We start from the raw sequence: 12,742 nt of genomic DNA on the forward strand, positions 1-12,742 counted from the left end.
AGTTCTGCTTCAACGCTTTTTATAATTACAAGTAACCCATATGACTCAGAAAACGGCGTTTTCTGCGCTTCACTCGTCGCCTGCCACTCCCCGCGAACTTTTAACCGCACTGGCCGCCGGTGCGGTGCTTCTTCTTGTGGTGCACGGCCTTGGGCGTTTTATGTACACCCCACTTTTGCCTTATTTGATGAATGACGGCCTGTTTTCCGCCGCAGACGGTGCAGCCGTGGCCACCTGGAATTATATGGGCTATCTGATGGGTGCCATGCTGGCCATCCGCTGGCACCGCATTGACCATATTCGCCGTATTTTGCCGCTGGCCGTGGTGGTGCACATTGCCACCACTGTGCTGGTGGCGGTTGAAGCCGATCTGACGGCTATTTCCACGACCCGCTGGCTTAACGGCGTGGCCAATGGCGTGGTGTTTGTGCAGGCACCAGCACTTATTCTGGAGTGGCTGGTGTTGCGTAACCGCGCCAGCCTGAGCGGGCTGGTGTATTTCGGAGTGGGTTTTGGCCTGCTGCTGTCCGCAGGTGTGGTCAGCGGCACGGCGGACTGGCTGGAAGGTCCGGAACGCTGGTGGCCGGCGGCTGTTATCTCTGTTCCGCTGGCGGCTTGGGGCACCTGGAAGCTGATGCAGCTAGATGTGCCGATGCATCCACCGGTGGCTATTAACAAGTGCGGTAAAGCTCTCAGCACCCGGCTGTTCGACCGAGCCAGTACGCCACTGTTTCTGGCTTACGCCGGCGCCGGCCTGGGGTATATCCTGCCAATGACCTTTCTGCCCCTGCTGGCCAACGTAGAGCTGAAACCCGGGCATTGGTTGCAGGACGGCAGCTGGTTGCTGGTGGCGCTGTGCACCATTCTTGCACCGTGGATATGGAATCGCCTGGGTGCGATTATCGGCGACATTCTGGCGCTGAAGATTAACTTCGCCATTCAATTAGCGGGTGTTCTCGCTGCGGTGGTGATTCCGGGCGCACCGGGGCTGATTCTATGTGCCATCCTGGTAGGCGTTACTTTCCTTGGCACGGTATTACTGACCCAGCGCATTGGACGAGCACTGCATCCGCACCAGGGGCCACGCCTGTCTGCGGCGATGGTGGCCTTGTATGGCTTTACCCAAATGGTCGGCCCGTGGTTGACTAAGCAGTGGTTGGATGCTGGTGGAACCTTGTCGTCAGCGTTCGGTATAGGGGTAGGGGCGCTGGCATTTGGACTTGTGTTTCTATTCTTCGTGCCGCGGCCCAATGAGTGGCATTCTCGTGCGGTGTGAGGTTTTTGCCGGTAAAGCGTAGCCTGTTGGTTGCGGTGGATTGATCGCGGCGGCGGGGAATATTTTTTCTTGGAAATGGAACTCGCTGCGCTCAGACACCCATTTCCGGCGAAAAAAATTCCCCACCACCCCGCTCTATGTAACAAAGTCGATATCGTTATGGAAAAGACTAAAGAGGTATTTGGCTTATAGCTCATAGTAATCGTTAGCGGCTGGTTATCAAGCCTACTGACTCAGGCAATTTTTCACCGGGTCAACCGAAGCCTCGCCATGCTAAGCTTTCGACTTATCACCGGTTTCTGCAGGATGTGGGGGTGAATTTGAATTTTTGGCCGGACAAAGGTGTCTGAGCGCAGCGAGTTTTTTTCCGGCCAAAAATTCAAATTTGCTCCCGCGCCAACTCTCAATCCGGCAGACTAAGCCCAGCCCATCCCAGCCCAGTCCAGCCCAGTCCAGCGAACCGAACTCAACCAAGAAGCCGAAGCAACGTGCTCCCAATAGAACACATCCTCCCCCAACTCAAACAAACCCTGGAAACCAACACCACTGCCTTGCTGCAGGCGCCGCCGGGCGCTGGCAAAACCACCCGCGTGCCGCTGGCATTGTTGGATGCACCCTGGCGTCAGGGGAGGCGGATTTTGATGTTGGAGCCGCGGCGACTGGCGGCTCGTTCGGCGGCGCGGTATATGGCCGGGCAGATGGGGGAGCAAGCCGGGCAGACGGTGGGTTACCGTACGCGTCTGGATACCCGGGTGTCGGCGGCTACCGTGATTGAAGTGGTGACCGAAGGCATTCTTACCCATTTGATTCAGAGCGATCCGCTGTTAGAAGACTATGCCGCGGTATTGTTTGACGAGTTTCACGAGCGTTCGTTACAGGTGGATCTAGGGCTGGCTTTGGTGCGGGAATCGCAGCAAGTGCTGCGAGAAGATTTACGGGTGCTGGTGATGTCAGCCACGTTGGATACGGCGCCCATTGCCCGATTGCTGGGCGACGTGCCGGTTCTTAGCAGCGAGGGCCGGGCGTTTCCGGTGGAAGTTTTGTATCGGCCTGCTGCGTCTGCGCAACGTCAGCCGCGGGTGGTAGACCAGGTAACGGCGGTGGTGCTTGAGGCCTTGGCTCAGCAGCCGGGTTCGGTGTTGGTGTTTTTGCCTGGCGCCGGTGAAATCCGGAGAGTGGCGCAAGCACTGGCGGGGCAGGTAGCGTCGGATGTGGTGGTTGCACCATTGTTTGGCAATTTGCAGGCAGCGGAACAGGATCGTGCGATTGCTCCGGCAACTGAGGGCTCTCGCAAGGTGGTGCTGGCCACAGCGATTGCCGAGACCAGTTTGACCATTGAAGGCGTGCGGGTGGTGGTTGATAGCGGCCAGCAGCGGCGGGCGGTATTTGACCCCGGAAGCGGCATGACGCGGCTAGTGACGGGCCGGGTATCCAAAGCGTCGGCAGAGCAGCGCAAAGGCCGCGCCGGGCGAACCCAACCCGGGGTTTGCTATCGCCTGTGGAGCGAGTCTGAGCAGTATGGTCTGGCAGACTTTACCCCACCGGAGATTCGTGAAGCAGACCTGGCGCCGCTGGTTTTGGAGCTGGCCCAGTGGGGCGCGCGGTCGCCCGATCAGCTGCAGTGGGTTGAGCCGCCGCCTGCGGCGCATTGGCAGCAGGCGGTGGAGTTGCTGCAATTGTTGGATATGCTGGGTGAAGACTGCGCTATTACTAGCCACGGTAAGGCAGCGCGAGCACTGGGCGTTCACCCGCGGTTGGCGCACATGGTATTGCTGGGCCGTTCATTGGGGCAAGGCTTCTTGGCGTCAGAGTTAGCGGCACTGCTGGAAGACCGGGATCTGCTGGGGCCGGGTGCTGGCGCCGACATGCACCAGCGCGTGCGGGTACTTCGTGGTGAGCGTGGCCACGCACGGGTTGACCCAGCGCGAATTCAGGCAGTGCGAAAGCAGGCCAGGCGCTTGGAACCCGCAACGCCTTCGGCCAGTCATGCTTCTGCGCCGGCGTCTACTGCGACAGAGGTAGGGCGTTTGCTGGCGCTGGCCTATCCGGACCGTATAGCCCGCCGCCGGCCCGGTGATGCCCCCCGTTACCAGCTTAGTAATGGAAAGGGTGCGCTGCTGCGCGACGACGATGCCCTGGCCCGTTACGACTGGTTGGTGGCGGCGGATCTGGACGGTAAGGCTCGCGAAGCGCAAATTTACCTGGCGGCGCCGGTGGATTTGGCGAGTCTGGAAAGTGACCTTGCCGCGCACATTCAGCAACGTGACGAAGCCGAATGGGATGATCGGCGCGGCACCGTGGTTGCGCGCCAGGTACGCCGCTTGGGTGCCTTGCTGCTGGCCGAAAAACCGCTGGCCAAACCGCCTGCAGAACTGATGCAACAGGGCTTGCTGGCCGCGGTGCGGCGCAAAGGGCTGGACAGCTTGCCGTGGACCTCCGGCGCCCGGCAGTGGCAGGCGCGGGTCGGGCTGCTGGCACGGCATTTCCCAGAAGACTGGCCGGATGTCAGTGACACAGCGCTGATGAATTCGCTAGAGGATTGGCTGGCGCCCTACCTGATGGGCCTGAGCCGTTGGGCTGAACTGCAAAAGCTGAATGTGCATGGCGTGCTGAACGGCTTGCTGGATTACGCCCCGCAGCAACGCCTGAACGAGTTGGCGCCGACCGCGCTGACAATTCCAACCGGTAGTTTGGTGACGCTTGATTACACCGCGGAAAACGGCCCTGTGTTGGCGGCCAAGCTGCAGGCGCTGTTTGGCTGGACGCGAACGCCCACCGTCGCCGGTGGTCAGGTGCCTGTGTTAATACATCTATTATCGCCGGCTCAGCGGCCGCTGGCGGTCACCGCGGATCTGGCCAGCTTCTGGGCCAACGTGTATCCACAGGTGCGCAAAGACACTCGTGGGCGCTATCCCAAACATCCGTGGCCGGAAGATCCGCTGACCGCGGTGGCTCAGCAGGGCGTGAAGCGTAAATCCTAGCGCTCGATGGCATTTTGTCATTGTGTAGGTTGGCTTGAGCTTTCAGGTCGTTTATTTTGGGGTTTTCGACGGATTTCCCAATATCGGATGAACGTCAAATTACCTATATCGATAGTGCTTGCCAGCGGACAGAAAACGCTTAGAATCCGCGCACTTCAATCTGTGTGAAACCCTCATGCACTGTGTCTCGTTTGATATTTTCCGCACCCTTGGTTTTCCCAATACGACCGTACTCAAGCCGGATCAGTTTTTGCGCCATAAAGAATTGCTGCGCGACGCTGACTGGGTGCTGTTTCCGGAGTATTGGCAGTTGAACGCTCTGGTACATGGCCTGAAATGTCGGGTGTTTCCCAGTGTTGCCAGCTACCGCATTGGCCACGACAAGGTGGAAATGACTCGGGCGTTTCAGGCTGTCGCACCTGAGCACACGCCCTGGACGTTGATTACCGCAAACGGCCCCGAGGAGCGCGAACAGATATGGCAGGACATGGCTCTGCCTTTTGTCGCCAAGCTGCCAAAAGCGAGTATGGGCGAAGGTGTGTGGCTGATTGAAAACCGTGCCGATTGGCAGCGCTACTGCGATCGTACTGACGTGCTCTATGCCCAGCAATATCTTCCCCTGGAGCGAGACGCGCGGGTGGTAGTGGTGGGCGACAAAGTCGTCACCGCCTATTGGCGCACTCAGGCGGACCAGGGCTTTTACAATAACGTGGCTCGCGGCGGGCGTATCGATTGCAGCCCGGTGCCGGCGGTCGTGACCGATTTGGCCCTGCGATTGGCGCGGGAGCTGGGGGTAAACCACGCCGGGTTTGATATTGCGCTGGTGGAAGGCTACCCCTTTGTACTGGAATTCAACCGCCTGTTTGGCAATCAGGGTTTAGGCCAGGGCACTGATTTGCAAGATGCGATATTGGCGTACCTGCGCCAGTGCAACGAACCCCATAACCCGGAAGAGCCGATGATGCCTGATCCGGTATGGCCAGTGGCGGTTTAAGTCCTACTGGGGTCCTGCTGGCCGGCGCTTGCAGCGGCTGGCATTTTGATTATCTTGTACCACAGTGCGATTCTCGCGGGGTCTGTCTTATACGTAGATATGCTGATATGCGGACCGTAAAAAAAACCTGATTATCGCGATAATTGTTGGGCTTTGCCGCTCAGGCGCAGAGCCTTTTTTCTGTTGAATACCCTGTGGAGGGACACACCACTCATGACCGATTTAGCCAACGCCCGTATTACCGACTATTACACCGAAAGCACGTTCAATCGTATTCGGCAGTTCGCCGAAGGCAAAGAAACGCCATTTGTGGTGATTGATACCGCCACTATCGATTATCACTATAACGAATTGGTTGAGGGCTTCCCTTACGCACAGGTCTATTACGCGGTGAAAGCCAATCCGGCCCCGCAGGTTCTGACTCTGCTGCGTGACAAGGGTGCCAGCTTTGACATCGCTTCGGTGTACGAGCTGGAAAAGGTAATGGCGTTGGGTGTGACCGGCGACCGTATAAGCTTTGGCAACACTATTAAAAAAGCCAAAGATGTACGCACATTTTACGAGAAAGGCGTTCGCATGTTTGCCACCGATTCGGAAGCAGATCTGCGCAATATTGCCAAGGCTGCGCCGGGCTCGAAAATCTACGTGCGGATTCTGACGGAAGGCACGCAAACCGCCGATTGGCCGCTGTCGCGCAAGTTTGGTTGCCAACAGGACATGGCGATGGATCTTCTGATTCTGGCCCGTGACCTGGGCTTAGTGCCTTACGGTGTGTCGTTTCACGTAGGTTCGCAGCAGCGTGAAATCGGCGCCTGGGATTCCGCGCTGGCTAAAGTGAAAGTGATTTTCGAGCGCATGAAAGAAGAAGATGGCATTGAACTGAAAATGATCAATATGGGCGGTGGCTTTCCGGCTAATTACGTTACTCGCACCAACGAATTGAAGGTGTATGCCGAAGAAATTAACCGTTTTTTGCACGAAGACTTTGGTGACGAGCTGCCGGAAATCATTATTGAACCGGGCCGCTCGCTGATTTCAAACGCCGGTGTGCTGGTAAGCGAGGTGGTGTTGATTTCCCGTAAATCCCGCACTGCTATGCACCGCTGGGTTTATACCGACGTGGGCAAATTTTCCGGGTTGATCGAAACCCTGGACGAAGCGATCAAGTTTCCGATCTGGACCGACAAAGTCGGTGAAGGCGAGGACTGCGTGATTGCCGGGCCAACCTGCGACAGTGCCGACATCATGTATGAAGACCACAAGTACCCGTTGCCGCTGAATCTGGCGATTGGTGACCGTATGTACTGGTTCTCGACCGGCGCTTACACCACCACCTACAGCGCGGTGGAATTCAACGGCTTCCCGCCACTGAAAGATTACTATATTTAGCGACAGTTTATTTAGTCAGGTCAGATCAGCAGCCTGGCTGACGGATTTCAGACGACAACGTTGCAGTACAAAACGGGGCCAGACGGGCCTCGTTTTTTATGAGCTGCGTTCCAGCTTCAGGCTGAACGCGATGGGCAATACTAGTACGCCGTAAGCGATTATTACCCAGAACGCGTGGCGGATGTCGCCGCTGGCGTCTGATACCAAGCCGCCGATCATCGGCACGATGAAAGCGATGGTGTAGCCCACCAGAAAGTTACCCGCCGATAAGCGTCCGGTTTCGGCCGCGGACACCAACAGTGGCGGCACGGCCACCATCAAGATCAGCAGAAGTCCAGCGGTGAAGCTCATAAAGGTAGCGCTGATAATGCCAAACAATCCAGGCATCAGCACGGCGCCGACGGCTCCCAGCAGGCATAAAATCAGCACGATAATCAGAGGGCTTTTGCGCCCCACCCAAAAGCGCGCCATTTTCAGCATCAGAAGAGATGCCACCACTTGCGCAAAGTTGAACCAGAACAGGGCATCGGTGAGCTGGTCCAGTTCACCACGCTGTTCTAGCAGGTTACTCATGTACGCGTTGAAACCGAAAAACAACGAGCTGGATACGCCCAGCAGCAGGCCAATCCGCAGGGTCAGCGGGTTATTCCAATCTGGCAGCCAGGCCACTTTTCGGGTGGGCCGTGCCAGATCACGCTTGGGTAGGAAAAGCGCCGCAGCCACCAGCAGAGCCGGCAGCGACCAGGCAATCAAGGTAGCGCGCCAGCTCTCACCCAACAGCGGCATTACCACCGGCAGGGTTATCCCGGCGCCGATGAACTCACCCATCAGCATGCCGTTCATATAAATTGCCGCGCCCATGGCCATATGGTGGGGTGCCAGCCAACGCGGCAGCAGTGCCGGCAGCGCCGGTTGCATCATGGCAATACCCAGGCCCATAACGACGCCTGCGACCATCAACAAAGTGGTGTCCGGCGCAATGCCACGGGCGGCAGATCCGATGGTCATGATCAGTATGGCCAGGGCCAGAGTATTGCGTGGGCCGATGCGGGAAATAGCCAGGGAACCGGGCATGGCGCCAATGGCCAGCATCAGAATAGGTAAGGTGGTCAATGCGCCGGTCAGAGTTTGCGACAAAGCCAACTCGTCGGCAATGTACGGTGCTAAAGGTGGCGCAACCAGGATGGGTATGCGTAGGTAAGCACCGGCCAGCCAAAGTAAAACCGCCACCGGAAGCAGGGTAACTGCCGGTGGCGGTAGGGTGCTGCTGTGTTCAGCAGCAGCGGGTATTGAGTTAGTCTTCACTGGTATCCGGCAGGTATGCACCGTCTTCGTCGTGTACTTCTTGTCCGGTGACGGGCGGGTTGAAGGAGCAGGTCAGGCGCATGTCTTCAGTGCCACCGCGAAGGGTGTGCTGATCGTGCTTGTCGAGTGCGTAAAGCGTGCCGTCGGAAATCTCGTGGGTTTCACCCGTTGCTTTGTCCGTAATCGTGCCGTTGCCGGCTACGCAATAAACCGCTTCCAGGTGATGCTTGTACCACAGGTTCAGTTCGGCGCCTGCCGGAATGATTGTTTCGTGAAAAGAGAAACCCATACCGTCTTTTTTCAGCAGCATACGACGGCTGGTCCAGCCTGGGCCGTGCACTTCACGTTCGGTACCGATAATGTCCTCAACTCGTACAATTTTCATTAGTATTCCTCACGTTAGAGTAGCGCGGCCGGGTAAATATCGGAGCGGCCGATTATAGAATAGCCCGGTAGTATAAACACCCCTGTCACATGTTTTTCAACTGCCATTCGTTATAAGCCTTCATAGCGTGGGTAATCACCTGCCCCAGTTTGTGCTGATCGCTAAGGTCTGCGGCCTTGCCTTTTCGGGCTTTTTCCAGAGCCCGGTGCAAAGTGTTGCGATGCTGTTTTGACAGGCTGTCCAACCAGTGGCTGTCGGGGGTGCCAAGCGCAAGCGGCGCCCGCCCAGCGTGGTTTCGGTCGCTTACATGCCACCAGTGACTCAGCGCCCGGCCTAACACCACGTAGCCAAACTGGGTGTCCGGCACTGGGCCGAAGCTGGCGGTTTTCACACCGTCGCGAAGAGGCCCTATCTTTAGCGTGGGCAACGGCAGGCGGTCACCATAAAAATAGCTGCCGGCAGCGCCGATTATGCCGCCGATCAGGGCTCCGGTGCCAAAAGATGCACCGAACGTCAGGGCGTCAATACCAACACCCCCGACGGCACCAGCGCCAAAACCGACCCCCGCCAGGTAGCCTTTGTTCACGCCCCAGAGCTGGCTGCTGTCTTCTGAAAACAGATCGTGTTCACTTTGCCATTCCAGCTCGGCTTCCTGGCGTTGTAGCTGGCGGTGTTGGTACAGCTGCTGAATATCGCCTCGCAGCTGATGTTCACGCTGGCGCTGATGCTGATACCAGCTCTTGCGAAGCTCGGAGGCAAGGGCGCCCTTGTTATGGCTGGAGGCACTGGCAGCTAGGTTTTCCGCTAAGCTACGGCTGTGACGGTAGCCCATCATTTGCTGCAGGGTTTGCGCCATCAGCGTGGCAGCTTGTTGCTTGCGTTGCTGGCGCTGGCGGTCGAGAAATCCGGTGGCGGTTTCAAGGGGTTTTTCCCAGGCCGGTTCGAGCTGGCCGAAAGCCCGCAAAAGGCTTAGATGTTGCTCGAAAGGCGCCCGAACTGCATCGAACTTGCGCACAATCTGAAAGAATTGCCCCAGCGCCGCCTGCCAGGTGTCGCCGTAGTCTTCATCGCCAATGCTGTTGATGAGCGCCAAGCTGGGGCGCCCGGTCCAGCGTAATATGGTCATTTCTGCTTCGTGCTGAGGGCTGTATGGCACCGAACCGTCGACCACGTAAATAATGCCGGCGCCGTCTATTAACGGTGCCAGCAGTTCGCATTCGTCGCTGAACTGCAGATTACCGCGATGCTGGGTAGCAAACGCAGCTACCGTGGCGGCTCGGTCTGATGCCGAAACGCTATGAGCTTCCAACCACTCAAGTACCCGTCGCGGGCGTTGAAAGCCTGGCGTGTCCACCAGGGTGTAAAGCACTTGCCCGTCTACCTGCAACGGGTAGGCATGGCTGCGGCGGGTGGTGCCAGGTTCCAGCGCAATAGCGATGGCATCATTTTGGGACAATGTCGCGACGATCGAAGATTTGCCTTTGTTAGGGTGACCCACCACGGCAAATACCGGAGCCTGATTCATGACTGCGGCAGTCCTGTGTTAACGGTGATATCTCCGACGGTAACAAAACCTGGCGGGCAGCGTTCTGCAAAACGTAACCAGGGTTGCAGTTGGCGGTCTTTAGCGGTGTTGGATGGATTTCGGGTTTCGGCCGCTAATGGCAACAAAAAAACCCGGCTGTTGGCCGGCCAGTTGTGGCGAGCGCTGTCTAAAAAGTCCAGCAACTCGCCCGTGGGTGGCTCCCAGCTGCGAACTAACATAATGGCGGTGACTGCATCGCTGCTGACAGCGAGCTGGGCAATTGCCTGCTGATCTTGGCTGAGGCTGGCTAAGCCGCCAACATTGAGTGCCTGGCCTGGACAGATAGCGGCCAGAGCCGCGGGCAGTGTTTGTTCTTCAGTGACAGATCCCGCGCCGGCCCAGCTCAGCAGCTGCGCTTTTTCCGGAAGCGGCTGCAGCAGGGTATTGTGCCGCGTGTCGGGCAGGTCATCGGCGTCATTGTGACCGGCGCCGGTATCCAGCACCGATGTTGCCATACGTTCGCGCAGGGCTCGCAGCCCGGGGTGGCACAGCAACAGTTTGCGCGTCCGCAAGCGCACAAGTGCGCTCGCCAGCAGGCGCAACAACAGGCGTGGCAACACAACCCACATCAACCAAAGCATGCTGACAAACGGCCACCACTGACCCCAACGTGCCGGTGTGAGCGCGGTGTTTGTGCCGGCGCGAAAAAACCGGGTGGCTTCAACCAGTGCCGGGTCTGGTACCGCCGACGGCCATAGCCATGTCCAAGGCGTGGCCAGGGCGCTGGTGAGTTGGTGATAGCCGCTGGCGGCGGTATTCAGGGTGGTGCTCCAGCCGAACGCCAGATCTTGAGTCACCACCATTGCCAATAGGGTAAGTAAAGCCGCCACTGCAAAACTGAGCCCGCCGCCTTGGGTAGCCCGCGCCATAAGAGCCGGTTGCAGTGGCTGCAAGGCCGGGTCGGAAGCAGGCATAAAGCGGTTTAGTAGTGGCCGCCAGGGTTGCCATCCCATCACCGACTGCAGGCTAGTCAGCAACGCCAGCAGCAGTTGCAGAGCCACAAAACCAATAATCACGGTCACATTAATGCGTTGGCCACCGTCGTAAAACAACAGGCCGGCCATGGTGATAATACCCAGAACCGCGCCCAGCGCTATAAATCCGCTGTTGATCCGCTGCCAACGTTGCTCTGTGGATTGGCCGGTGCCTGCTAATTGCTCGCTGCCGTTGTCAAAACGCCCTAGCCAGGCCAGCCAGTGTGCAGGGTCACTTGGGCTGTTGTGCTCTTCGCAGTGCAGCGCAAACTTGCGGTCGCGACGATGAATAAAGTCTGATGTTTGGTGACCGTCCCGCTGAATCTGGGCGTCGAAATCCATTAACAGGCGAAGAGGCTGTTTGATGATGGGCGTCTTGGTCATTGACGGTCTTGCCGCTGACTGCTTTACCATGGAATAACTCGTTGGTGAATTCGGCACTTCATGCTTTGGTGCTAGGATATAGCCAAGGCCGCCACCGACCAACCCCAACGAGGTTCCATGCCCCATCATCTAATGAATTTACGCCACGTGCCCGACGACGAAGCAGACGACATTCGGGATCTGTTCGAGCGTGAAGAAGTGCGCTATTACGAAACGCCGCCCAGTTTTTGGGGCATTAGTATGGGCGGTTTCTGGGTGCACGATGACGACGAAGCCGAGCGTGCGCGACAATTACTTGCAGGCTATCAGCGGCAGCGCCAAAGCCAGCAGCAGTTGGAGTGGCAGGAACGTGTGGCGCGGGGTGAAGCCGGCTATGGCAGTATGCTGCGGCGCCACCCGCTGCGTATGCTGGCGGCCATTATCGCTCTGGGAATCATTGTAGGTGTGAGCCTGCTGCCCTACCTGCGAATGGGCTAATACTGAATATAAGGCTTGAGCAGGTCACTGGCTGGCTCCGGGTTTCTGCTGACGCGCCAGAAAATTCAGGCCCTGCTCTACGGCATTGCCGCCGGTCAGAAAGCTGGTGATGTGGCCACGTAAGTTCAGTTTCAACAGGCCGCTGTCTACGCCCTTTTTCAACAAAGCCCGATGGAAATTTTCAGCCTGAGAGAACGGCACCAGTAAATCCATGCCGCCGTGAAACAGGAAAAACGGTGGTGTTTGCGGCGTTATGTGAGTGATGGGCGAAGCAATGCGATAGGTCTCAGGTATTTGTTGTTTGTTGGCGCCCAGAAACTGAAACAGTAGCTTGCCCGAATCAAAGCGGGCCAAATCCGCTGGTATGCCGCCGGCGACCACCGCTTGCAGCCGTGTGTTTACGCCGCCGTAAGGCTGATTAAGATCGCTATCGCTGCTTGCAACCACTGCCAGAAGCGCAACCAGGTGCGCGCCGGATGAAAACCCGAAACCGCTGACCCGCTGGGCATCCAGACCATAACGTGAACCGTTAGTGGCCAGCCACTGGCGTGCTACCTGCAGGTCATGCAACTGGGCGGGAAAGGTGTATTCGGGTGCAAGCCGGTAGGCAATGTTGAACACCGCAAATCCGTGGCTGGCGAACTCTTCAGCAATCCACACCATGTCCGCCGGTGAACGGCTGTTCCAGCCGCCTCCATGCACCATCAGTACGACTGGGCTGGGGCCACTTTGTTGCGGCAAATACAAGTCGCCGGTCAGTGCCTGGGGCCAGTTCCCCGGGGTGTATACCAAGCCTTCTACCACGTCATATTCGGTGGTTTCCGGTTCTGGGCCAGTCAGGTTTTTCGCGCCGTAGTAGTGGCTGCAGCCTGGCAATGACGCCAGCGCTGTGAGCAGAAAAATGGATGCACCCAGTATTTTTCCGGGATAACCGGCGGCGTGGGACATAGCTTGAAAACTCCTTTTGGTAAAATATTCAGCTTAGTATGAAC

10 protein-coding genes are annotated in these 12,742 nt (G+C 57.7%); 5 read left to right on the top strand and 5 right to left on the bottom strand.

What is annotated here, in order from left to right; genetic code table 11:
• The first annotated feature begins 40 nt into the window (after nt 1-40).
• The 4 genes from ABA45_RS00335 (at nt 41) to ABA45_RS00350 (ending at nt 6,640) form a co-directional block, all read left to right on the top strand.
• Nucleotides 41-1,276, top strand: coding sequence for a YbfB/YjiJ family MFS transporter (locus ABA45_RS00335; RefSeq protein WP_084708235.1), 1,236 nt, complete (start codon nt 41-43; stop codon nt 1,274-1,276).
• A 488-nt stretch (nt 1,277-1,764) separates the two neighbouring features.
• On the top strand, nt 1,765-4,257 hold the full coding sequence (gene hrpB / locus ABA45_RS00340; protein WP_048383517.1) for an ATP-dependent helicase HrpB: 2,493 nt from the start codon (nt 1,765-1,767) through the stop codon (nt 4,255-4,257).
• A 175-nt stretch (nt 4,258-4,432) separates the two neighbouring features.
• Nucleotides 4,433-5,251 carry an ATP-grasp domain-containing protein gene (locus ABA45_RS00345; RefSeq protein WP_048383520.1) on the top strand — a complete coding sequence of 273 codons (819 nt, stop codon included), beginning with the start codon at nt 4,433-4,435 and terminating at the stop codon, nt 5,249-5,251.
• A gap of 213 nt (nt 5,252-5,464) precedes the next feature.
• Nucleotides 5,465-6,640 (top strand): type III PLP-dependent enzyme, encoded by a 1,176-nt coding sequence (locus ABA45_RS00350; RefSeq protein ID WP_048383522.1) that lies wholly within the window; start codon nt 5,465-5,467, stop codon nt 6,638-6,640.
• 96 nt (nt 6,641-6,736) lie between these two features.
• Here the strand turns inward: ABA45_RS00350 and ABA45_RS00355 are convergent, their stop codons facing one another.
• From ABA45_RS00355 to ABA45_RS00370, 4 genes are all read right to left on the bottom strand, one after another.
• Entirely contained in the window at nt 6,737-7,945 is a 1,209-nt protein-coding gene (locus ABA45_RS00355; protein WP_048383524.1) for an MFS transporter, read from the bottom strand.
• The gene (locus tag ABA45_RS00360) at nt 7,935-8,330 is read right to left on the bottom strand and encodes an ectoine synthase (RefSeq protein ID WP_048383526.1); all 396 of its coding nucleotides are present in this window, start codon (nt 8,328-8,330) and stop codon (nt 7,935-7,937) included. The genes ABA45_RS00355 and ABA45_RS00360 overlap by 11 nt, the downstream gene beginning before the upstream one ends.
• 85 nt (nt 8,331-8,415) lie before the next feature.
• Complete coding sequence (locus tag ABA45_RS00365) at nt 8,416-9,855, bottom strand: GTPase/DUF3482 domain-containing protein (RefSeq protein WP_048383528.1); 1,440 nt, start codon at nt 9,853-9,855, stop codon at nt 8,416-8,418.
• Complete coding sequence (locus tag ABA45_RS00370; protein WP_053076091.1) at nt 9,852-11,303, bottom strand: DUF2868 domain-containing protein; 1,452 nt, start codon at nt 11,301-11,303, stop codon at nt 9,852-9,854. Before ABA45_RS00370 ends, ABA45_RS00365 begins: the two co-directional genes overlap by 4 nt.
• Nucleotides 11,304-11,390: 87 nt before the next feature.
• Here ABA45_RS00370 and ABA45_RS00375 point away from each other — a divergent pair, with 87 nt between their 5' ends.
• Entirely contained in the window at nt 11,391-11,750 is a 360-nt protein-coding gene (locus ABA45_RS00375) for a DUF6164 family protein (RefSeq protein ID WP_048383533.1), read from the top strand.
• 24 nt (nt 11,751-11,774) lie between these two features.
• Here the strand turns inward: ABA45_RS00375 and ABA45_RS00380 are convergent, their stop codons facing one another.
• Entirely contained in the window at nt 11,775-12,698 is a 924-nt protein-coding gene (locus ABA45_RS00380; RefSeq protein WP_048383535.1) for an alpha/beta hydrolase, read from the bottom strand.
• Nucleotides 12,699-12,742: the final 44 nt, after the last annotated feature.

Origin of the sequence: Marinobacter psychrophilus, from assembly GCF_001043175.1 — a bacterium.
Lineage (GTDB): Bacteria > Pseudomonadota > Gammaproteobacteria > Pseudomonadales > Oleiphilaceae > Marinobacter > Marinobacter psychrophilus.

Excerpts from the sequence above, each read along its gene's own strand:
- ABA45_RS00335 (WP_084708235.1), top strand. The coding sequence starts at position 41 with ATGACTCAGAAAACGGCGTTTTCTGCGCTTCACTCGTCGCCTGCCACT.
- ABA45_RS00345 (WP_048383520.1), top strand. The coding sequence starts at position 4,433 with ATGCACTGTGTCTCGTTTGATATTTTCCGCACCCTTGGTTTTCCCAAT.
- ABA45_RS00350 (WP_048383522.1), top strand. The coding sequence starts at position 5,465 with ATGACCGATTTAGCCAACGCCCGTATTACCGACTATTACACCGAAAGC.
- ABA45_RS00360 (WP_048383526.1), bottom strand. The coding sequence starts at position 8,330 with ATGAAAATTGTACGAGTTGAGGACATTATCGGTACCGAACGTGAAGTG.
- ABA45_RS00365 (WP_048383528.1), bottom strand. The coding sequence starts at position 9,855 with ATGAATCAGGCTCCGGTATTTGCCGTGGTGGGTCACCCTAACAAAGGC.
- ABA45_RS00370 (WP_053076091.1), bottom strand. The coding sequence starts at position 11,303 with ATGGTAAAGCAGTCAGCGGCAAGACCGTCAATGACCAAGACGCCCATC.
- ABA45_RS00375 (WP_048383533.1), top strand. The coding sequence starts at position 11,391 with ATGCCCCATCATCTAATGAATTTACGCCACGTGCCCGACGACGAAGCA.
- ABA45_RS00380 (WP_048383535.1), bottom strand. The coding sequence starts at position 12,698 with ATGTCCCACGCCGCCGGTTATCCCGGAAAAATACTGGGTGCATCCATT.